Source organism: Gilliamella sp. LMG 34360 (genome assembly GCF_984568995.1).
In genome coordinates this window covers 132,943-155,716 of the sequence record NZ_OZ474900.1, presented here as the reverse complement: position 1 = coordinate 155,716, position 22,774 = coordinate 132,943, and the positions used below count along the sequence as shown (strand labels likewise).

Annotated in this window: 23 protein-coding genes and 1 tRNA gene; 7 read left to right on the top strand and 17 right to left on the bottom strand. The window is 35.3% G+C overall.

What is annotated here, in order from left to right:
- Nucleotides 1–51: 51 nt before the first annotated feature.
- The 7 genes from AC5LW9_RS00800 (at nt 52) to AC5LW9_RS00770 (ending at nt 5,451) form a co-directional block, all read left to right on the top strand.
- On the top strand, nt 52–879 hold the full coding sequence (locus AC5LW9_RS00800) for a DUF6708 domain-containing protein (RefSeq protein ID WP_493456135.1): 828 nt from the start codon (nt 52–54) through the stop codon (nt 877–879).
- 58 nt (nt 880–937) lie between these two features.
- Nucleotides 938–1,759 carry a DUF6708 domain-containing protein gene (locus AC5LW9_RS00795; RefSeq protein ID WP_493456134.1) on the top strand — a complete coding sequence of 274 codons (822 nt, stop codon included), beginning with the start codon at nt 938–940 and terminating at the stop codon, nt 1,757–1,759.
- 52 nt (nt 1,760–1,811) lie between these two features.
- A complete protein-coding gene (locus AC5LW9_RS00790) occupies nt 1,812–2,633 on the top strand; it encodes a DUF6708 domain-containing protein (RefSeq protein ID WP_493456133.1) in 822 nt (273 codons plus the stop codon).
- Between the two features lie 52 nt (nt 2,634–2,685).
- Nucleotides 2,686–3,510, top strand: coding sequence for a DUF6708 domain-containing protein (locus AC5LW9_RS00785; protein ID WP_493456132.1), 825 nt, complete (start codon nt 2,686–2,688; stop codon nt 3,508–3,510).
- A gap of 52 nt (nt 3,511–3,562) precedes the next feature.
- Nucleotides 3,563–4,375, top strand: coding sequence for a DUF6708 domain-containing protein (locus tag AC5LW9_RS00780; RefSeq protein WP_493456131.1), 813 nt, complete (start codon nt 3,563–3,565; stop codon nt 4,373–4,375).
- A 76-nt stretch (nt 4,376–4,451) separates the two neighbouring features.
- Nucleotides 4,452–5,264, top strand: a complete 813-nt coding sequence (locus tag AC5LW9_RS00775) for a DUF6708 domain-containing protein (RefSeq protein ID WP_493456130.1) — start codon at nt 4,452–4,454, stop codon at nt 5,262–5,264.
- Between the two features lie 52 nt (nt 5,265–5,316).
- Nucleotides 5,317–5,451, top strand: coding sequence for a hypothetical protein (locus AC5LW9_RS00770; protein WP_276327396.1), 135 nt, complete (start codon nt 5,317–5,319; stop codon nt 5,449–5,451).
- Nucleotides 5,452–5,819: 368 nt separating this feature from the next.
- Here the strand turns inward: AC5LW9_RS00770 and AC5LW9_RS00765 are convergent.
- From AC5LW9_RS00765 to glmM, 17 genes are all read right to left on the bottom strand, one after another.
- Nucleotides 5,820–5,895, bottom strand: a tRNA-Asn gene (locus tag AC5LW9_RS00765).
- Between the two features lie 106 nt (nt 5,896–6,001).
- Nucleotides 6,002–6,592, bottom strand: coding sequence for a YiiX/YebB-like N1pC/P60 family cysteine hydrolase (locus AC5LW9_RS00760; protein WP_334320518.1), 591 nt, complete (start codon nt 6,590–6,592; stop codon nt 6,002–6,004).
- Complete coding sequence (locus AC5LW9_RS00755) at nt 6,562–7,152, bottom strand: biotin transporter BioY (RefSeq protein WP_086326248.1); 591 nt, start codon at nt 7,150–7,152, stop codon at nt 6,562–6,564. Before AC5LW9_RS00755 ends, AC5LW9_RS00760 begins: the two co-directional genes overlap by 31 nt.
- Nucleotides 7,153–7,261: 109 nt before the next feature.
- Nucleotides 7,262–7,894 carry an MBL fold metallo-hydrolase gene (locus AC5LW9_RS00750; protein ID WP_411577943.1) on the bottom strand — a complete coding sequence of 211 codons (633 nt, stop codon included), beginning with the start codon at nt 7,892–7,894 and terminating at the stop codon, nt 7,262–7,264.
- Between the two features lie 20 nt (nt 7,895–7,914).
- Nucleotides 7,915–9,303, bottom strand: coding sequence for an MFS transporter (locus AC5LW9_RS00745; protein ID WP_493456129.1), 1,389 nt, complete (start codon nt 9,301–9,303; stop codon nt 7,915–7,917).
- A 126-nt stretch (nt 9,304–9,429) separates the two neighbouring features.
- Nucleotides 9,430–10,395, bottom strand: coding sequence for a ketopantoate/pantoate/pantothenate transporter PanS (panS, locus tag AC5LW9_RS00740; protein WP_086326245.1), 966 nt, complete (start codon nt 10,393–10,395; stop codon nt 9,430–9,432).
- A gap of 44 nt (nt 10,396–10,439) precedes the next feature.
- Complete coding sequence (locus AC5LW9_RS00735) at nt 10,440–11,237, bottom strand: TatD family hydrolase (RefSeq protein WP_411577946.1); 798 nt, start codon at nt 11,235–11,237, stop codon at nt 10,440–10,442.
- Nucleotides 11,238–11,245: 8 nt separating this feature from the next.
- Nucleotides 11,246–14,446 carry an exodeoxyribonuclease V subunit gamma gene (gene recC, locus AC5LW9_RS00730; RefSeq protein WP_493456128.1) on the bottom strand — a complete coding sequence of 1,067 codons (3,201 nt, stop codon included), beginning with the start codon at nt 14,444–14,446 and terminating at the stop codon, nt 11,246–11,248.
- 280 nt (nt 14,447–14,726) lie between these two features.
- Nucleotides 14,727–15,152: a F0F1 ATP synthase subunit epsilon gene (locus AC5LW9_RS00725; protein ID WP_039128292.1), complete on the bottom strand. Its 426-nt coding sequence runs from the start codon at nt 15,150–15,152 to the stop codon at nt 14,727–14,729.
- A gap of 26 nt (nt 15,153–15,178) precedes the next feature.
- The gene (atpD, locus tag AC5LW9_RS00720) at nt 15,179–16,561 is read right to left on the bottom strand and encodes a F0F1 ATP synthase subunit beta (protein WP_025314341.1); all 1,383 of its coding nucleotides are present in this window, start codon (nt 16,559–16,561) and stop codon (nt 15,179–15,181) included.
- A 47-nt stretch (nt 16,562–16,608) separates the two neighbouring features.
- Nucleotides 16,609–17,478 (bottom strand): F0F1 ATP synthase subunit gamma, encoded by an 870-nt coding sequence (gene atpG, locus AC5LW9_RS00715; RefSeq protein WP_025314342.1) that lies wholly within the window; start codon nt 17,476–17,478, stop codon nt 16,609–16,611.
- Between the two features lie 14 nt (nt 17,479–17,492).
- Entirely contained in the window at nt 17,493–19,034 is a 1,542-nt protein-coding gene (gene atpA, locus AC5LW9_RS00710) for a F0F1 ATP synthase subunit alpha (protein ID WP_086325972.1), read from the bottom strand.
- 11 nt (nt 19,035–19,045) lie between these two features.
- Nucleotides 19,046–19,579 (bottom strand): F0F1 ATP synthase subunit delta, encoded by a 534-nt coding sequence (atpH, locus tag AC5LW9_RS00705; RefSeq protein WP_025314344.1) that lies wholly within the window; start codon nt 19,577–19,579, stop codon nt 19,046–19,048.
- A 13-nt stretch (nt 19,580–19,592) separates the two neighbouring features.
- On the bottom strand, nt 19,593–20,063 hold the full coding sequence (gene atpF / locus AC5LW9_RS00700) for a F0F1 ATP synthase subunit B (RefSeq protein WP_065603189.1): 471 nt from the start codon (nt 20,061–20,063) through the stop codon (nt 19,593–19,595).
- Nucleotides 20,064–20,087: 24 nt separating this feature from the next.
- The gene (atpE, locus tag AC5LW9_RS00695) at nt 20,088–20,318 is read right to left on the bottom strand and encodes a F0F1 ATP synthase subunit C (RefSeq protein WP_034901511.1); all 231 of its coding nucleotides are present in this window, start codon (nt 20,316–20,318) and stop codon (nt 20,088–20,090) included.
- A gap of 36 nt (nt 20,319–20,354) precedes the next feature.
- Nucleotides 20,355–21,137 (bottom strand): F0F1 ATP synthase subunit A, encoded by a 783-nt coding sequence (atpB, locus tag AC5LW9_RS00690; RefSeq protein WP_025314347.1) that lies wholly within the window; start codon nt 21,135–21,137, stop codon nt 20,355–20,357.
- 254 nt (nt 21,138–21,391) lie between these two features.
- The gene (glmM, locus tag AC5LW9_RS00685) at nt 21,392–22,729 is read right to left on the bottom strand and encodes a phosphoglucosamine mutase (RefSeq protein ID WP_493456127.1); all 1,338 of its coding nucleotides are present in this window, start codon (nt 22,727–22,729) and stop codon (nt 21,392–21,394) included.
- Between the last annotated feature and the right edge of the window lie 45 nt (nt 22,730–22,774).

Sequence of the window (22,774 nt, the reverse complement as noted above, 5' to 3'; positions counted from 1 at the left end):
AAAATAAAGAAAAAGAAAAAGAAAAAGAAAAAGGAATAATTAGGAGCAACAATGCCATCACAATATCGTCCACAAATATTAGGCTGGATAGGGGATTTAGATAAAGGCTCAAAAAATATTTCAGGAGCCGATGATCGTTTACTGTATGCTAACGATAATTATTGTGCTTTTCTTCGTAAAACATCATCTGATCAGATTTTTTATTTATGTATTTTTACTATTGCTTTTATTCTTTCAATACCTTTAATTTATTTATCTATAACTATAATTTTAGATTTAGATTTAGATTCTGATGAAAACACTTTAATATTTATCACTTTTATTGTTATGTTAATTGCTTCTTTTGTTGGATTATATTTATCTATTCCTGAAATTTACCAAAATCTTTTTACACGAAAAGGTAGTCCAATAATCTTTAATCGTAAAACCAATAAAGTGTATATTAATGAAAGTTATTTCTTTAATTTTACTTCGTTTAAAAATCCGATTCATTTTTTACAGCCTAATAAAAAACGAATAAAAGAGTATGATTGGACCGATTTACATGGGGTTGTGGTGCATAACTTTTCCACCTATTCACTCAATACTACTATTTTAATGGTGTGTGAGCCGGGCACACATAAAACTATTGACCATGTGCTATTAGATCCACTGCGTTATGGTATTGGTAGTTATCAGGTCTGGGGATGGGTCAATAATTTTATGTGCTTTAACGATTTAATCAGTTTAAATGACGGAAAATATACGTGGGAGCAAGAAACACCTTTTAAAAAGGATATCATTCAAGATCAAGGTTGGCCGGAATGGATGGTAGAAGCGTTTAACGCCCTGTCGCCCGAACACCTTACTGAGATTAAGCAAAAATATCATGTGCAATAACTAGATTACTCAAGAAATAAAAATAAAGAAAAAGAAAAAGGAATAATTAGGAATAATAATGCCATCACAATATCGCCCACAATTATTAGGCTGGATAGATGATTTAGATAAAGGTACGAATTATCTTTCAGGAGCCGATGATCGTTTACTGTATGCTAACGATAACTATTGCGCTTTCCTTCGCAAAACATCCTCTGATCAGGTATTTTATTTATGTATTTCTACAATTATCATTGTGTGTTTAATTCCAGCAATCTACATATGCTTTTTGTTAATTTTTGATTTAATTTCTAAAAAGGAAAATTTTATATTACTTATTGTTATTATTGGACAAATTTTTTCCTTTCTGGCCATATATCTAATGATTCCTGAATTATATCAAAATCTTTTTACACGACGAGGATGCCCAATAATCTTTAATCGTAAAACCAATAAAGTGTATATTAATGAAAGTTATTTCTTTAATTTTACTTCGTTTAAAAATCCGATTCATTTTTTACAGCCTAACAAAAAACGAATAAAAGAGTATGATTGGGCCGATTTACATGGGGTTGTGGTGCATAACTTTTCCACCTATTCACTCAATACTACTATTTTAATGGTGTGTGAGCCGGGCACGCATAAAACTATTGACCATGTGCTATTAGATCCTCTGCGTTATGGTATTGGTAGTTATCAGGTTTGGGGATGGGTTAATAATTTTATGTGTTTTAACGATCTAATCAGTTTAAATGACGGAAAATATACATGGGAGCAAGAAACACCTTTTAAAAAGGATATCATTCAAGATCAAGGCTGGCCGGAATGGATGGTGGAAGCGTTTAACGCCCTGTCGCCCGAACACCTTACTGAGATTAAGCAAAAATATCATGTGCAATAACTAGATTGCTCAAGAAATAAAAACAAAGCAAAAGGAAAAATTAGGAATAACAATGCCATCACAATATCGCCCACAATTATTAGGCTGGATAGGGGATTTAGATAAAGGCTCAAAAAATATTTCAGGAGCCGATGATCGTTTACTGTATGCTAACGATAACTATTGCGCTTTCCTTCGCAAAACATCTTCTGATCAGGTATTTTATTTATGCATTTTTACTATAGTTTTTATTGGATTAATACCGACAATTTATTTAATTTTTTCATTACTATCTGATTTACTATATAAAAATGAAAGTTTAATGTCACTTATTATTATTATCGCACAAATTGCTTGCTTTCTTGCTATATATATATCCATACCCGAAATTTATCAAAATCTTTTTACACGTCGAGGATGCCCAATAATCTTTAATCGTAAAACCAATAAAGTGTATATTAATGAAAGTTATTTCTTTAATTTTACTTCGTTTAAAAATCCGATTCATTTTTTACAGCCTAATAAAAAACGAATAAAAGAGTATGATTGGGCTGATTTACACGGTGTTGTGGTGCATAACTTTTCCACCTATTCACTCAATACTACTATTTTAATGGTGTGTGAGCCGGGCACGCATAAAACTATTGACCATGTGCTATTAGATCCATTGCGTTATGGTATTGGTAGTTATCAGGTTTGGGGATGGGTCAATAATTTTATGTGTTTTAACGATTTAATCAGTTTAAACGACGGAAAATATACATGGGAGCAAGAAACACCTTTTAAAAAGGATATCATTCAAGATCAAGGCTGGCCGGAATGGATGGTTGAAGCGTTTAACGCCCTGTCGCCCGAGCATCTGAGTGAGATTAAGCAAAAATATCATGTGCAATAACTAGATTTCCCAAGAAATAAAAATAAAGCAAAAGGAATAATTAGGAATAACAATGCCATCACAATATCGCCCACAATTATTAGGCTGGATAGATGATTTAGATAAAGGTACGAATTACCTTTCAGGTGCCGATGATCGCTTACTGTATGCCAACGATAACTATTGTGCTCTTCTTCGCAAAACATCTTCTGATCAGGTTTTTTATTTATTTATATTTACAATAGTTATAATTTCTTATTTTTTAATTATTGCTATATATATTTACTTTTTTGATGTTCTAATTATAAAAGAAAATATTGAAATCTTTTTAGTAATTACTTCATGTTTACTAATTTATACAATTGGTATGTATTTGACGTTTATTTCAGAATTCTATCAAAACCTCTTTACACGACGAGGATGTCCAATAATCTTTAATCGTAAAACCAATAAAGTATATATTAATGAAAGTTATTTCTTTAATTTTACTTCGTTTAAAAATCCGATTCATTTTTTACAGCCTAATAAAAAACGAATAAAAGAGTATGATTGGACCGATTTACATGGGGTTGTGGTGCATAACTTTTCCACCTATTCACTCAATACCACTATTTTAATGGTGTGTGAGCCGGGCACACATAAAACTATTGACCATGTGCTATTAGATCCACTGCGTTATGGTATTGGTAGTTATCAAGTCTGGGGATGGGTCAATAATTTTATGTGCTTTAACGATCTAATCAGTTTAAATGACGGAAAATATACATGGGAGCAAGAAACACTTTTTAAAAAGGATATCATCCAAGATCAAGGCTGGCCGGAATGGATGGTTGAAGCGTTTAACGCCCTGTCGCCCGAACACCTTACTGAGATTAAGCAAAAATATCATGTGCAATAACTAGATTGCTCAAGAAATAAAAATAAAGCAAAAGGAAAAATTAGGAATAACAATGCCATCACAATATCGCCCACAAATATTAGGCTGGATAGGGGATTTAGATAAAGGTTCAAAAAATATTTCAGGAGCCGATGATCGTTTACTGTATGCTAACGATAATTATTGTGCTTTTCTTCGCAAAACATCTTCTGATCAGGTTTTTTATTTTTGTATAAGTTTTATTTGTACAATTGCAAGTATTTTTTTAATACCCTCGTTAAGTTATGCGCTTTCAAGTTGTAATAGTAAAACAGTTTACTTTTTATTATTAACATTTTTATTTTGTTTTATTTTAGTTTTATATCTAATGATTCCTGAACTATATCAAAATTTTTTTACACGTCGAGGATGTCCAATAATCTTTAATCGTAAAACTAATAAAGTGTATATTAATGAAAGTTATTTCTTTAATTTTACTTCGTTTAAAAATCCCATTCATTTTTTACAGCCTAATAAAAAACGAATAAAAGAGTATGATTGGGCCGATTTACATGGGATTGTGGTGCATAACTTTTCCACCTATTCACTCAATACCACTATTTTAATGGTGTGTGAGCCGGGCACACATAAAACTATTGACCATGTGCTATTAGATCCACTGCGTTATGGTATTGGTAGTTATCAAGTCTGGGGATGGGTCAATAATTTTATGTGCTTTAACGATCTAATCAGTTTAAATGACGGAAAATATACGTGGGAGCAAGAAACACCTTTTAAAAAGGATATCATCCAAGATCAAGGCTGGCCGGAATGGATGGTGGAAGCATTTAACGCTCTGTCGCCCGAACACCTTACTGAAATTAAGCAAAAATATCATGTGCAATAACTAGATTTCTCAAGAAATAAAAATAAAGAAAAAGAAAAAGAAAAAGAAAAAGAAAAAGGAATAATTAGGAGCAACAATGCCATCACAATATCGTCCACAAATATTAGGCTGGATAGGGGATTTAGATAAAGGCTCAAAAAATATTTCAGGAGCCGATGATCGTTTACTGTATGCTAACGATAACTATTGCGCTTTCCTTCGCAAAACATCTTCTGATCAGATTTTTTATTTATGTATAAGCTTAATTTGTATAATTGGGAGTTTTTTTTTGATACCATCATTAACTTATTCACTTCCAAGTTGTAAGAATAAGGCTATTTACTTTTTATTATTAGCTGGTTTAGTTTGTTCTATTCTGATTTTATATGTAATGATTCCCGAATTATACCAAAATCTTTTTACACGGCGGGGATGTCCAATAATCTTTAATCGTAAAACCAATAAAGTGTATATTAATGAAAGTTATTTCTTTAATTTTACTTCATTTAAAAATCCGATTCATTTTTTACAGCCTAATAAAAAACGAATAAAAGAGTATGATTGGGGCGATTTACATGGTGTTGTGGTGCATAACTTTTCCACCTATTCACTCAATACTACTATTTTAATGGTGTGTGAGCCGGGCACGCATAAAACTATTGACCATGTGCTATTAGATCCACAACGTAATGGTATTGGTAGTTATCAGGTCTGGGGATGGGTCAATAATTTTATGTGCTTTAACGATCTAATCAGTTTAAATGACGGAAAATATACATGGGAGCAAGAAACGCCTTTTAAAAAGGATATCATCCAAGATCAAGGCTGGCCGGAATGGATGGTGGAAGCGTTTAACGCCCTGTCGCCCGAGCATCTGAGTGAGATTAAGCAAAAATATCATGTGCAATAACTAGATTGCTCAAGAAATAAAAATAAAGCAAAAGGAATAATTAGGAATAACAATGCCATCACAATATCGCCCACAAATATTAGGCTGGATAGATGATTTAGATAAAGGTACGAATTACCTTTCAGGAGCCGATGATCGTTTACTGTATGCCAACGATAATTATTGTGCTTTTCTTCGTAAAATGTAATGGTTATATCTAAGATTTGCTCTGTGATCTGAATAAAAGTATTTGGGGTAGATTAAATAAAAAGATTGCCATATTGAGCACAAAACTGATAAAAACATAAATTATCGAGATCCATCTATTTTTTAACGTCAAATTAGAAGTTATTTTTATAAGCTAACGAGTATTTTGTTCAAGAAGGTTGAAAGACACGTTCTTTCCCAATCACTGTATTCATTTAAGATAACATTGAATAAATGTAATTATGGTATGGGTTAAGTAATTTTTATTTATGATTTTTTAAGAAATTTATTAATAATGTAAAATTAGAATAATACTAAATGATAATTGAAATTTGGCGTTTTTATGGCAGATAAAATGATGTGAGAAGTTGGCTCCTCCAACAGGACTTGAACCTGTGACATACGGATTAACAGTCCGCCGTTCTACCGACTGAACTATGGAGGAACCGAAATGTAGCGCGCATATTATAGATTTAATGGCGTTATGTCAATAGTTAATTATCTAAAATTTCTTTTTTGTTCAATTTTTAACTTATTATTGTTATTTAATATTATTTGAGTGTCAGGATTGTCTTAAATAGTTCTTTTTGTCTTAATAGCTGTTGTGGATGTGAGCCGAGCTCTCCTTGAGGGATCGGTTGTTTTAATTCTCGATAATAATTGATCCAATAGGGGAGAATCTGGTCAGTGGTTAAATTCTTAAAATTCATAGGATAGAGTTTAAAATAGTCTTTACCTGATTCATACTTAAAAGCATAAGTAATAAGTTGACTACAGTAAAACCCTTTGGCATCCGAACGAAAACTGTGGTTATAGGGCAATCCTAAACAGTCTTGAACACGAATTAATGCATTTTTAATAACAAGGTTATCGCCAATTGTTGCAACCACATTATATTGGGCGGAGTCTAAAAAAGATTTAAGTGGTTGCTTGATTACTCCATGCTTTTGGGTCGCCTCAATCACCAGATCATTGCCGATATATAAGCCGACATGGCTTATTTGATTAATTATATCGTTTGAACTAGGCAGAGAACCAGAATGAGTAATTGCCTTATTAAATTCGCTTTCCTCATTCTGAGATTGAAAAATGATATCGCCAATTTGCATCTTTATTGATGTTTTTTCGCGTGATAACGCCATAATGAAAACATAACACAAGTCGCAATGATAAACTTGAGCGCATCAACACCAACGAAAGGTAAATAACCCACTTGTAATGCTTCGGTAAGTGAAATATGAAAATAACCCATTAAATAAGTTACACCAAATACAAAGATTAATTGATGAGCGCAAGCAAAGGCGATTAATCCTAAAAGAAAGCGACGATCATAACCTTTTTCAGCAGCAAATCCGGCGATATAAGCACTGAATGCATACCCATATAAGTAACCAGCAGAAGGCGATACTAGCGCCATAAATCCACCACTACCATTAGCAAACATTGGTAAACCGAGCGCACCTAAAAACAGATATTGGAGAATCGCTAATGCACCTAGTTTACGACCTAGACAAGCACCAATCAGTAAAACACCTAAAGATTGTAAACTAAAAGGTACTGGGTAAGTGGGAATGCTGATATTCGCCGCAAGGCCTAGCAATAGTGCTGCACTGGTGGTTGTACATAATTTGCGTTGCCAAGATGATAAATTAAACAGCGTGTTAATGAATGTAGGGTAATATGTTGTTAATTGTTGTTTCATTATTTTCTACCATTAAAAAATAAACAGTAGTGCCATAATAATACAAAAATTTATAATGTAAACCATTTTGATTAGAAAAAGTTTACATTATTGTTTTCAACATTTTTAATTAAACTAAGAAAGGATTGGTCATTCTTTCATTTCCAAAACTTGACATTGGACCATGACCGGGAACAAATATAAAGTCATCGCCAAGAGGAAATAGTTTATGGGTAATTGATGAGATGAGATCGGCATGATTCCCGCGAGGAAAGTCTGTTCGTCCAATACTGTTTTTGAAAAGAACATCCCCAACAAAAGCAATTTTATCTTTTACATTGATAAATACAATATGTCCAGGAGTGTGACCAGGGCAAAACAGGACATCAAGCGAGATATTGCCAATCTGAATTTTATCGTTCTCTTTTAACCAACGATCAGGTAAAAAACTTTCGGTATAAGGAAAACCAAATTGCATAGATTGTTGTGGTAAGGCCGTAAATAAGAACTCATCTTCTTGGCTAGGACCAATGATTTTGACATCATAGTGTTTAGCTAATTCAGCAGCTACGCCAACATGATCTAAATGCCCGTGTGTTAATAAAATTTGTTTGATATTAACCCCGAGTTTTTCAACTGCTTTTTTGAGTAATTCTGGCTCTCCACCGGGATCAATAAAGGCAGCCTCATTTGTTTCATCACACCAAACAATACTGCAGTTTTCTTGAAAATCCGTTACTGGAATGATTTGATATTGAAACATAATTGTTATCTCCTTGTCGCTTAATGCCGAGCCGTTAAATTCTCACCATCTTGTTTTTTCAATTGAGCAAAAATCATGCTTGATAGCATGGTCACAATACCCAGTATAACAAAGGTTAATTGAAAAGCGTGAATAGTCGTTGTTGTGTAACCAAATAATCTTACCAATAAAGCACCAAAACCAGTACCAAAACTGATCGCCAACTGTTGATTGACGGCCATCAAACTATTGCCACTACTTGTGCTTTCTCCTTGTAAATTTGCCAGCGTTATACTGTTCATTGAAGTAAATTGCATTGAATTGACGCCACCAATACAAAATAGCAAAATCCCTAATATCAAAAGTGGGGTACTTAAGTTTAATAACGACATTAAAAGGATTAAAATTCCTGCCAAAATAGTATTTGCTATTAGCACGAAACGATAGCCTAAACGACCAAGAATCCGAGTAATAAAGAACCTTGTACAGATTGATGCGATTGCCATTGGCATTAGCATCATACCAGCAAAAATTGCCGAATAACCGAATCCAACTTGTAGAAATAAAGGAATAAGAAAAGGCACACCAGAAATACCTAATCGACAAACTAAATTACCAATAATTCCTATTTTAAATGTTCGTATATCAAATAAAGAGAGTGGAAATAAGGCGGCTTGTTTCTTTTTTGCATAGTTGCGATAAATAAATAAAAAAGCAAGGCTAATGACAGCGAGAGTCAGAGGTAAATAATATTGTTGACCTTGATTTAAACATTCAACACTAAGGGTTGCACTAATAAAAGTAATAACGATAAATATAAATCCAAATGAATCAAAAGGTATATGTTCGCCTTTTATGTTCGGCATATATCTTAAGCTAATCATTACCCCAATAATACCAATGGGTAAATTAATAAAAAAGATCCAGTGCCAACTAACCATATCAACAAGGTAGCCACCTAAAACCGGCCCTAGTACTGGGCCGATTAACCCCGGAATTGTTGCTGTGTTTAACGCTGCTAAGAACTCATTACGTTTGAATGCTTTAATCAAAACCAAGCGTGAAACAGGTACCATCATTGAACCACCAATACCTTGAATCACCCTTGATATATCTAAAAAAACTAATGAATTGGACAAAGCACAAAGCAATGATCCTAAGGTAAAAAGTGATACGGCCATCACAAAAATATTTCGTGTGCCGAATTTATCCGATAAAAAACCACTTACTGGAATAAATAATGCCAATGTTAGCGCATAACATATTACTGCTGATTGCATGTTCAAAGGTGATTCATTAAGGTCTTTAGCCATAGTTGGCAGAGCAGTATTTAAAATTGAGGTATCAAGTGATTGCATAAAAAATGCAAATGCGGCAATCCAAGGTAATATTCGATAAACAAAGGGCGGTAACTGTAATTCGCTATTCATTTTTTCAGCCTAAAATTGATTGATATGCTGGGGAGAGAAGGATCATAGTAAATCCTAAGGTCATACTCTCCTACGCATGATTAATGCGTAAGAGAGTGAATGAATTCTATTTTACAATATTCACGATTAATTGTTAGATTTTTTCTTATTTTTAACGGGTTTCCCTTGCCAATAACCAGCCAAAATCGAACCTGAAATATTGTGCCAAACAGAAAATACGGCAGCAGGTAGTGCTGATAGGGCTGAAAAATAAGTAGTGCCTAGAGTAGCGGCTAATGCGGAGTTTTGCATGCCTACCTCTAATGACATAGTTCGACAAGTTGATTCATCGAAGCCAAATAATTTTCCTCCCCAATAACCACCTAGTAAACCAATGCCATTATGAATAATCACAGCAAAAATAACTGTTATACCAACTTGGCCAATTAGATCATGACTACCAGCGACAACAATACAGATAATTAATAAAATACAGATCATTGACATCAATGGTAAAAATCGTTCGCATTTTTTTACAATTGAATGTAAGAAGTGGTGGACAATCAAGCCTAGAATAATAGGAATTAGAACAATTTGGATAATATGCACTAACATATTCCAAACAGGAACTTCAACAGTTGTACCAACGAGTAAAAGCGTAAGAATCGGGGTAACCACTACACCAACAAGGGTTGAAACCGACGAAATGGTCACTGACAATGCTACATCACCTTTAGCTAGATAAATCATCACGTTGGAGGCAGTTCCACTCGCTACGCTACCAACTAGAACCATCCCTACTAATAACTCTGGTCGCATAGTAAATAACTTAGATAAGATTAAAGCGGTAAGTGGCATAACAATGTAATGCAGTAGGGTACAAATTATAACTGCTTTAGGCTTAGTCACAACTCTTTTAAAGTCATTAATACTTAACGTTACCCCCATAGTAAACATTACAAACATCAATAAGTGTGATGTATGTGGTTGTACTGGAACGAATGTATTTGGTGAAAAATAGGCGATTATTGCACAAAGAATTGCCCATAACGGAAATAATCGAGTAAGTGAAATGATGGATTGCACAAAAAGCTGACTATGACGTTGAGACATAAAGCACCACCTTGTGGCTTATTAAACTATTAATAATTAAATGGTTAATAGTGTATTTGGTTTTGGATTTTCATTTTATTAATTCTGTTAAATAGCGTCAAGGTATTTGTTAGGATCGTTCTAGCGATTTGTTTAGAATTTTCAGGACGTAATTGACAAAGAATATTAAAAATATCGACAATGTTTTCTGGTCGATTTATTTGCCCTTGTCGACCACTTAAAGGCATATCGGGGGCATCGGTTTCTAATACTAGGCTTTCGAGAGGTAACTTTGCAATGGTATGGCGAGTTTTATTTGCTCTTGCGTAACTTATTACGCCACCTACACCAATATAATAGCCTAAATTAATAAATTGCATTGCTTGTTGATAGCTACCAGAAAAACCATGGATCACCCCACGACAAGGTAAATTAGCTTGATGTAATTCATGATAGATAACATCATGAGTTTTGCGAGAATGAATTAAAACAGGTAATTCATAACGTTTAGCTAAAGCCAGTTGAGCTCGAAAAAAAGTAAGTTGCTGTTGCCAATCAACGGAAATGTCATAACGGTCTAAGCCGATTTCGCCAATGGCAACTAATTTGTTAGGAGAAGTACTAACGATATCCGATAATTTTTCAAGATCAGCATGGGAATGTTGATAGATAGGGTGTAAGCCCAGCGCAGCATAAAGTTCATCATACTGTTCAGTTAGTTTCAGAATTTGGCTGAAATGATCTACTGATACAGCAGGTATAATTAAACTGGCAATTTTAGCTTGTTGAATACGACTTATTGAGTTGTTTAAATCTGTAACAAAAGCAGGGAAATTGAAATGGCAATGCGTATCTATAAACATAATGCCTCCTATTCTACTGTTACTTGATGTAATAAAATTGGTAGTAAAAATTGCTTAGCAAAATGGATGATCTGTTCTATCAGTTCATCGGTTAATTCAGGATACAAACGTTCATAGTAACTGTCGCTCTCGGGTGATTGAAAAGCTCCACCTTGCCAAGTATTTATAAGCTGACTTTTAGCTCTATCACTAGCAACAATTTCACCAGTTTTTTTATTATAAGCCGAAGTTAACCAACTCCATGCACTTTGGATTGGCATTAATAAAGGTTGATTGATACCTTGCAAAAATCCTTCAACTAATGAGGTTAAGTAAGTTAATGCCTCGTTGGCTTCTAAATGCGAAAATCGCCATTCTTGTTCATCACGACCGTAAATACGGCTTTGGTTATCAACTTTCTCAGGGTATAAAATACAATAAACCAAATGATCTATCCATAATGAGATACCATCACGAATTGAGAGCTTTGATGGGCGCCAAGTTAAAATGCCATCGGCTTGTACATGTGTTAACCACCCCTGAAGTGGGTAATATTGCTTATTTGTGTCAATTGTTAAATTGACTTCCTCGCTGGTCATCTCTAACCGTTCTTGACGGATTTTATCTGCTAAAGATTGCATTGCTTCAGTTTGTTCATCATAAATGATCTCACCAAAAGCGCCATCAGGTAATTCACCCGTTAATCTTAATTGTTGATACAGAGCCTCTGAATCTTGGGCGGTTTGAGTAATTAAATGATTTAAAATTTGCACATTAAGTTGATAACGTTTTAAGCTATCAAGATTAAAGTTTTCGGCATCAGGTAAAGTATCATCAAGGTAACTGACATAAAAATTAAATCGTTTTTGTAAAAATAACCGAATAGAGTGCTGAAAGAATCGTTTTAATTCATCAAGATTAATATAATCGACACTTATAGCGGGTATTTGACTAATAAATGTTTGGCTTTCCCCTTTTTTCAATGCAGCCGGTAACCACTCATCAGCATAACTTTTCGGCTCTTGTAAAAAATTTAGAGGATTAAATGGCGTTCTGGTATGCAACACTCTTAAAAAATTGAGATTTTTTTCTAAACTTTTGGTTGATTTACCATAATATTGAACAATATATTCCCAAAGTTCATCAACCAGTACTGATGGGTAACGTTCGCTATTATCTTTTATATCCCGCCCGACATAACTGATGTATAGCTGATATTGTGTGGATAAAATAGCTTCTAAAAATAGATAGCGATCATCGGTTCGACGGCTACGATCGCCTCGTCTTGGGTATTTGGCGATTAAATCAAAATCCAGCGGTAGTGACGTTCTTGGGTAGTCACCATCATTCATACCTAGCAAACAAACTACTTTAAATGGAATGGATCGCATAGGCATCATAGTACAAAAATTGATTTTACCCACTAAAAAACGGTGTGCTAAATGATTTTGTTCTAAACGTGCCTGCATTGCATCATGTAAAACAGTGATTGAAATAAGGTCGGTAAACTGAGCTGTTAAACCACTATTAATTAATTGTTGCCATTCATCTTCTATCATTAATAAAATAGCATCGCGTTGCTGATTGTGCATAAAAAAATCATTAATTAATTCAAGGCAACAACCTTGCCAATCAGACAATGATTTTTCTTCATTTAAAATCGTAAACCATTTACGGACAACTTTAATAAACTCAGCTAATTGACCAATAAGTTCCGCATCTAATCCTGTTGCACCATCATAAGGTAAAATTTGTAACCATCCACCTTGTTCACTATTCATGGTATAACCCAGCAATAACCGTTCAAGGCCAAATAACCAGCTGTGTGCACTTTCAAGACCAAAGCGGATACCAGACTCAATAATCCAAGTTCGCAGTAATATTAATTGTGATTCATTTATGGAAAATTTTTCAGCTACGGCTGGAATTTCCAGTAAATTAAATAACTCTTCTGCGGTGAATCGACTGTTTGGGAAGTTTAAAATAGCAAAAAAACCTTGTACGATGGGATCAATATTGCGAGCTTTTTGATCAGAAATGGTAAAAGGTAAATAGCGTTCATTACTGGCATTGCCAAAGACAGCACGAATATAAGGTACATAGCGATCAATATCTGAAACCATAACAATACAGTCGCGTAGTTCAAGATCGGGGTTTTCATCAAAAACAGATAATAGATAATCGTATAATACTTCGACTTCCCGTTGTTCACTATGGCAAGCATGGAATGAGATAGATTTATCAGAATCATCAATTTGTTTATCGTTTAAATCATTTTGATAAAGCTCTAAAATATCTTGCTGAATTGCGTGCAATAGACATGTCCGTTCTTGATCAACAAATGCCTCAATATCCTGTTTACTATTAAATTCTTGCAATAAAAATAAATTGTCGCGGCCTAATTTTCCCCACGAAGTTAATAATGGATTAGGGATTTTATCGGGAGTATTTAAAATATCGGATAGTTGTTTTTCAACAATATCGCCCCAGTACCATTTACAAGGATTGTTAAACATCAAATGCACATCGATGTGTTGACCAAGTGCTGAGAGTAATGACAGATAAATAGGTGGAAGAGAAGTAATCCCAAAAATATAAACTCGTTTAGGTAAAGAATTTAACCGTAAACGATCAAAGTCTTTATCTAACAAAATATCTAATATTTGCTGATAAATATTGGCTCGGTGATAGGGTAGGCTGATTGAAATAAGTTGCCGCCATAATTCTGCTTGCCAAATTTCATCAGGATGATGATTTAATTCACTTACGGTTTGATTGGCTTCCCATTTTGCTAACCAATCAGGACGGTATACCAAATATTGGTCAAATAATCGTGCTATCCGCGTTGCTAATTGATAGTTTTTGCGTTCTTCTTTATCAATATTTAGATAATGTTTGATTGTCTCAAATTCAGGTCGTTCAATGATCTTAGGCAATAAATAGTATAAACGCCAACTCATTGATTCAACGTCATAGTCATTTTCAGTTGGTGAATCCGGTAAAAGGGTTTGATATATTTGCCAAATAAATTGACTGGGAAAAGGAAAATCGACATTGGCAAGAATACCAAGATCGTTGGCCAATTCAATTTGTAACCACTGTGCCATACCTTGGCTTTGTACAATTATCATATCGGGCGTAAAAACCTGTTCTATGGGGTCTCTGCGCATTAATTCACTGACTAGGGACTTGAGTAAATCGACTTGATTTGAATGATAAATAGTAAACATAGTTACATTAATATTAATATAATTAGTCAGATTATCGCTGATTGTTATAAATAAATCTAGCTACGATTAGGTTGTGCATTTTTATAGCTAAATAATTTTATAAAATCCAAATAGATTTTAAAAAAATGTTAAAGAATATTTTTGAGATAAAAAATCGTGATTTTTAGATAGAATTATTTTTCAAATAAGTAGTTAAAAAAACAGTTAAGTAAAAATTAAAAAGGTTACAATTTATTAAGTTGTAACCTTTTATGGGTTTATCTAGTAATTAACGTATTTTTTATTGACCCATGCGACGAGTTAATTCAATAACACGAATTTTTGCCAAAGCTTTTGATAGTTCAGCCGATGCTTGAGCAAATGTCATATCATCACTTGGGTGATTAATATGTTCTTTTGCTTGTCTGACTGCTTCTTGTGCCCTGGCTTCGTCTAAGTCTTCACCACGAATTGCCGTATCGGCTAAGATTGTGACGATGTTGGGTTGAACTTCTAAGACGCCACCAGAAAGGTAGATAAACTCTTCTTCACCATCCGCTTTTACAATACCTACCATACCCGGTTTAATCATTGTAAGTAGAGGAGTGTGACCTGGATAGATCCCAAGTTCACCTTCTTGACCTGTGACTCTGATTCGCTGAACATCACCCGAAAACAGGTGAGATTCAGCACTAACAACTTCTAATTGATAGGAAGTTAGTGCCATAATACTATCTCCGTTCAATGAATCTCTTAGAGAGATTTAGCTTTCTCAATTGCTTCGTCGATTGAACCAACCATATAGAATGCTTGTTCAGGAATGTGGTCATAGTCACCGTTCATAATTCCTTTAAAAGCACTGATGGTATCTTTCAATGGTACATATTTACCAGGAGATCCTGTAAATACTTCTGCAACGAAGAATGGTTGAGATAAGAATCGTTGAATTTTACGTGCACGTGCAACGGTTAATTTATCATCTTCTGATAATTCATCCATACCAAGAATTGCGATAATATCTTTTAATTCTTGATAGCGTTGTAAAATTGACTGAACGCCACGAGCACAATCATAGTGTTCTTGACCAACAACAAGTGGATCTAATTGACGGCTGGTTGAATCTAATGGATCCACCGCAGGATAGATACCTAATGAGGCGATTTGACGACTCAATACGATTGTTGCATCTAAGTGAGCAAAGGTGGTTGCTGGCGATGGGTCAGTCAAGTCATCGGCAGGTACATATACCGCCTGAATTGAGGTGATTGAACCTGTTTTAGTTGAAGTGATACGTTCTTGTAATAAGCCCATCTCTTCTGCTAATGTTGGTTGGTAACCTACCGCAGATGGCATACGACCTAATAATGCAGATACTTCAGTACCTGCTAAGGTATAACGGTAAATATTATCAATGAATAATAATACGTCTTTACCTTCGTCTCGGAATTTTTCAGCCATGGTTAAACCAGTTAACGCTACGCGTAGACGGTTTCCTGGTGGCTCATTCATCTGACCATATACTAACGATACTTTATCAAGTACGTTTGATTCTTTCATCTCATGATAGAAGTCATTACCTTCACGGGTACGTTCACCCACCCCAGTAAACACTGAGTAACCAGAGTGTTCAATAGCGATGTTACGGATTAATTCCATCATATTAACGGTTTTACCCACACCCGCACCGCCGAATAGACCAACTTTACCACCTTTAGCAAATGGACAAATTAAGTCGATAACTTTGATACCTGTTTCAAGTAACTCAGTTGAGTTAGCGAGTTCTTCATAAGTTGGTGCTGCGCGATGAATTGCCCAACGCTCTTCCTCACCAATTGGACCTGCTTTATCAACAGGATCACCTAGTACGTTCATAATACGACCAAGTGTTTTAGTACCTACGGGTACTTCAATACCGTGACCTGTGTTTACTACTTTAAGTCCACGTCTTAAACCATCAGATGATCCCATTGCGATACAACAGACAACGCCACCACCTAATTGTTGCTGAACTTCCAGAACTAATTTTTCAGTGCCAGTTTCCACTTCTAATGCATCATATACCTTCGGTACTGCATCTTCTGGGAATTCGACATCAACCACCGCACCGATGATCTGGACAATCTTTCCAGTAGCCATTTTTAATCCTCTACGTCTTTTTCTTAACTATAAGCCAATATTTAGCACTAACCTGAAACAGCGGCTGCACCGGATACAATATCAATCAATTCATTTGTGATAGCACCTTGACGTGCTTTGTTATACACAATTTGTAATTCATTAATTAGGTTTGCACCGTTATCTGTTGCTGCTTTCATGGCCACCATTCTTGCCGCTTGTTCACTCGCTAGATTGTCAACCACAGCTTGATAGACTTGTGATTCAATATAACGACGTAAAATCACATCTAATAGTGATTTAGCATCTGGCTCATAAATATAATCCCACGATGAAGCTTTAAGTGCTTTATCTTCTGATGGTGGTAATGGTAATAATTGCTGTATTGTTGGTTTTTGCGACATAGTATTAATAAATTTATTAGTAACAATATATAATTTATCAATATTACCTTTGTCATATGCCTCAAGCATTGTTTTTACCGGTCCAATTAAATCGGATAAAGTTGGTTCATCACCTAAATTCGTGACTTGTGTTAAGATGTTTGTTTTTACTGATGAGAAAAATGAAACACCCCGAGAACCAATTAAAGCAACATCAGCTTCAACATTTTTTTCCTGCCATGCTGACATATCAGCAATGACAGTTTTGAAAAGATTGATATTTAAACCACCGCATAAACCACGATCGGTTGAAATGATAAGATAGCCAACTCGCTTTACATCTCTTTCTTCTAAATAAGGATGCTTGGCGCCTATCTGAGCTAACGCTAAATGTCCAATTACTTCACGAATCATTTCAGCATATGGACGACTTGCTGCCATTCTATCTTGCGTTTTACGCATTTTAGAATTGGCAACCATTTCCATCGCTTTAGTGATCTTTTGCGTACTTTGGATACTGGCAATTTTTGTTCTAATCTCTTTTGCATTAGCCATTTTTTACCTCACCCTTACCAAGTTTGAGTTGATTTAAAGCTTTCAAGTAATTCTTTTAACTTACTTTCAATCTCATCATTGTAATTACCCGTTTCGTCGATTTGTTTGACAAAATCAGCATATTGACTATGGGCATAAGCAAGGAGTGCCGTTTCAAATGGTAATACTTTAGCGAGTTCTACATCTTCAAGATAACCACGTTCAGCAGCGTAAAGTACAATTGATTGCTCAGCAACAGTCATAGGAGAGTATTGCTTTTGTTTCAATAATTCAGTTACTTTTTCACCATGACTTAATTGGTTTCTTGTTGCTTCATCTAAGTCAGAAGCAAATTGTGAGAACGCAGCTAATTCACGATATTGTGCAAGTGCCGTACGAATACCACCTGATAATTTTTTCATTATTTTGGTTTGTGCCGCACCACCAACACGAGAAACCGAAATACCCGGGTTAACCGCAGGGCGAATACCTGAGTTAAATAGGCTAGTTTCAAGGAAGATCTGACCATCAGTAATTGAAATTACGTTAGTTGGTACGAATGCCGATACGTCACCAGCTTGTGTTTCGATAATCGGTAATGCCGTTAATGAACCTGTTTTACCTTTTACTTCGCCTTTAGTAAATTCTTCAACATAAGCTTCGTTAACACGAGCTGCACGTTCAAGTAAACGAGAATGAAGATAGAATACATCACCAGGATATGCTTCACGTCCAGGTGGACGACGAAGTAATAACGAAATTTGACGGTAAGCAACCGCTTGTTTAGATAGATCATCATAAACAATTAATGCATCTTGACCACGATCGCGGAAGTATTCACCCATGGCACAACCCGCGTAAGGTGCTAAATATTGTAATGCAGCTGATTCAGATGCTGAAGCTACAACAACGATAGTATTTTTTAATGCACCATGTTCTTCAAGTTTACGTACTACGTTTGCAATAGTTGACTGTTTTTGGCCAATTGCTACATAGATACATTTTACACCCGAATCACGTTGGTTAATGATTGCATCGATTGCTAATGCTGTTTTACCTGTTTGACGGTCACCGATAATAAGTTCACGCTGACCACGACCAATTGGAATCATTGAGTCGACGGCTTTATAACCTGTTTGTAATGCTTGATCGACTGATTGACGCTCGATAACACCTGGTGCGACAACTTCAACTGGCGAAAATCCATCATGTTGAATTGAGCCTTTGCCATCGATAGGTTCACCAAGTGTATTGATAACACGACCTAATAAGCCTTCACCAACGGGTACCTGTAAAATACGGCCAGTACATTGTACTTTCATCCCTTCCGATAAGTCTTCGTATGGTCCCATAACCACCGCACCGACTGAGTCTCGTTCTAGGTTTAATGCCATTGCATATCGATTACCAGGTAATGCAATCATTTCGCCTTGCATTACATCGGTTAATCCGTGAATTCGAAGAATACCATCACTTACTGAGATGATGGTTCCTTCATTGTGAGCATCACTCACAATATTGAACTGAGCTATCCGCTCTTTAATTAGTTCACTTATTTCAGTTGAATTTAGCTGCATTATCAGTCCCCTTAAGACTGTAGAGCGTCATTTAAACGATTTAAACGCCCTCTGATACTACTATCAATAACCATATCGCCCGTACGAATAATAAAACCAGAAATGAGCGATTTATCTATATGACATTTTAGTTTTACTTTTCGTGATAAACGTTTTTCGACAGCGATAGAAATTTTATTAAGTTGTTCGCTAGTTAGCTCATTAGCCGAAATGACATCAACATCTGCTTGAGCATCTTTATCTAAACAATATTGTTCAAACAAAGTTAAAACTTCAGGAAGAAGTGATAATCGTTTGTTTTCAGCCATAACTTTAATAAAATTAGTGCTAAACTCATCTAATACATCTTTACAGATGTTGATGAGTAAATTAGCCACCGAATCAGTTTTCATATCAGATGTTAGAATACTTCTTACTTGTGCATCTTTGCTTACTTGAGAAGTTAATACCAACATTTTATGCCATGATTCGATGCTGTTTCTTTCTACCGCAAAATCAAAAGCGGCTTTAGCATAAGGACGAGCAATTGTAATTAAGTCAGCCATTGCTCTATTCTCCTTATAATTCAGCTACGAGTTTATCAATGATGTCGCTATTTGCGGCTTCATTAACAGAACGTTCAATAATTTTTTCTGCACCGGCAATAGCGAGTGTAGCGACTTGTTGTTTAAGCTCTTCTCTAGCGCGTTTGCGTTCAGCTTCTACTTCGGCAAGTCCTTGAGCAACAATACGTTCTTTTTCGCGGATCGCTTCTTGTTGTGCTTCTTCAAGAATGATAGCTTTGCGTTTGTTTGCTTGCTCAATAATTGCATTAGCCTCTACCTTAGCCTGTTGCATTATGTCAGATGTATTTGCTTTGGCTAATTCCAAATCTTTTTTTGCTGTTTCTGCTGAAGCAAGACCGTCTGCTATCTCTTTTTGGCGTTTTTCAATCGCATTAATAACAGGTGGCCAAATAAACTTCATGCAGAACCAAACAAACAATACAAATGTAATTGCTTGGCCGAGGAGAGTTGCGTTCATATTCATGAGACGATTCCTCTTAAAAGTTTATTAACCGGCAACAGCAAAAATAACATAAAGTGCAATACCCACACAGATCATTGGAATTGCATCAACTAAGCCCATAACGATAAAGAATTGGGTACGTAACATAGGCATTAATTCAGGTTGACGAGCGGCACCTTCTAGGAATTTACCACCTAGTAATCCAATACCAACTGCACCACCAATTGCAGCTAATCCCATCATTATGCCCGCGGCTACAAATAACATACTATCCATTATATACTCCAGTTTATTATCAAAAAAATATTGAAATTAGTGATCTTCCGTTGCCGATGCCATTGCTAAATAGACGATCGTCAACACCATAAAAATAAAAGCTTGTAAGGTAATAATTAAAATATGGAATATGGCCCAAGGTAACGATAGTACCCATTGTGACCACCAAGGTAATAGTGCAGCAATTAAGATAAAGATAAGTTCACCAGCATACATATTACCGAAAAGTCGAAGTCCTAAAGAAACTGGTTTAGCCAATAAGCTAACAAGTTCAAGGATTAAATTGATTGGCGCAAATGCCCAATGATTAAAAGGATGAAGTGTATATTCTTTAATAAATCCAGAAATACCTTTGTATTTAATTGAATAGATTATGATAAGAATAAATACGCCTAATGACATTGACATTGTGATACTGACATCTGCAGAAGGGACGACTCTTAGATGCGAAAGACCTAAATATTGTGCAGCGTAAGGTAAAAAGTCTACTGGAATGAGATCCATTAAGTTCATCAAAAATACCCAAGTAAACACAGTTAAGGCTAACGGTGCAATGAGTTTATTTTGACCAGTGAACATGTCTTTAACGGTGTTATTAACAAATTCAAAGAGCATTTCTACTGCACATTGCAATTTACTTGGTACACCACTGGTAGCTTTTTTAGCTACGCGATGAAATATCCATAAAAAGATAACACCAAGTACAATTGAAAAGAACAACGAGTCCAGATTAAAGGTCCAAAAACCAGAACCTACTTGCAAGTTCTCAAGATGATGCTTGATATAAGCTTGTGGTGAAGCTGGAGAGGAAACTGACATAAAACCCTCTTACCTTATTCCTAAAATTTAAAAATACTGCTTACATCCCTTTTCAATAAAGATATAAGCAATCGCTGTAATAATTCGAAGCTACTATTTTAAACCTAATTGCCTATAATAAGTCAACCTTTGATTAACAAAATTAAGAATTTAGACACTTTTTACTAAATTTGTGTAAAGAATAGCAACTTTATAATGTCACTTTAGTAGAAATAATCCCCTATTAATCGCCAAATTAATAGGGATAAAATAAGCTAATTTGATGCTTTAACTGCTTCAGCGATTTGTTCTGCCAGTTTTTGTACTTCAGCAGCATCAATACCTTCAACCATGACGCGAATAAGTGGTTCTGTTCCTGATTTACGAATCAAAACACGTCCATGAATACCAAGTTGTTTTTCGGCTTGTTCAATAGCTAATTTGACATCGGGGTTTGTTAATGGATCGTGTTTTTCAGCAAATCGAACATTGATTAATACTTGTGGCATCATGGCCATGCCACTACATAAATCAGCTAATGACATGTTATTGCGTACCATTGCGGCTAATACTTGTAAACCCGCAATAATACCATCACCAGTGGTAGTTTTATCTAATAATAAAACGTGACCAGAGTTTTCAGCACCTAAGCGCCAATTTTTTTCAAGCATTTTTTCAAGTACATAACGATCACCAACTTTAGCGCGTACAAATTGAATACCCAAATTTTTAAGTGCGATTTCAAGTCCCATATTACTCATTAATGTGCCAACAACGCCACCTTTTAATTGACCTTGTCTTAATGCTTCACGAGCAATAATATAAATAATTAAATCACCATCAATTTTACGCCCTTTATGATCAACCATGATAATGCGATCACCATCGCCATCTAAGGCAAATCCTAAATCGGCTTTTTCATCAATAACGCATTTGGCCAATGCTCTAATATCTGTTGCACCACAATTATCATTGATGTTAACGCCATCGGGGTCACAGCCTATCTTTATCACATCTGCACCAAGTTCACGTAAAACTTTAGGAGCGATGTGATAAGTGGCGCCGTTAGCACAATCGACGACTATTTTTAAACTGGCTAAACTCAAATCATGATCAAAGGTGCTTTTACAGAATTCAATGTAACGACCTGCCGCATCGGTAATTCGGCTTGCACGTCCGAGTTGTATGGATTCAACGCAGTCGATCTCTTTTTCAAGCTGAGCTTCAATTTCTAATTCGATTGCATCATCGAGTTTCTTGCCTTCGGTCGAAAAAAATTTAATACCATTATCATAAAATGGATTATGTGATGCTGAAATAACAACGCCGGCATCAGCTCTAAATGTTCGTGTTAAATATGCAATAGCTGGAGTTGGCATGGGACCAGTAAATGCAGTAGCAACACCAGCCGAAGCAAATCCCGCTTCAAGTGCTGATTCAAGCATATAACCAGAAATACGGGTATCTTTACCAATTAATACTTTTTTTACCCCATCTTTAGCAAGTATACGACCTGCTGCCCACCCTAGCTTAAGCGCAAAATCTGGTGTGATAGGGTACTCTCCAACTTTGCCTCGAATCCCATCAGTGCCAAAATATTTTCGATTAGACATTTTATTCCCTCACACTAAATTTCATTGTTGGTCTACTTCTTAAGT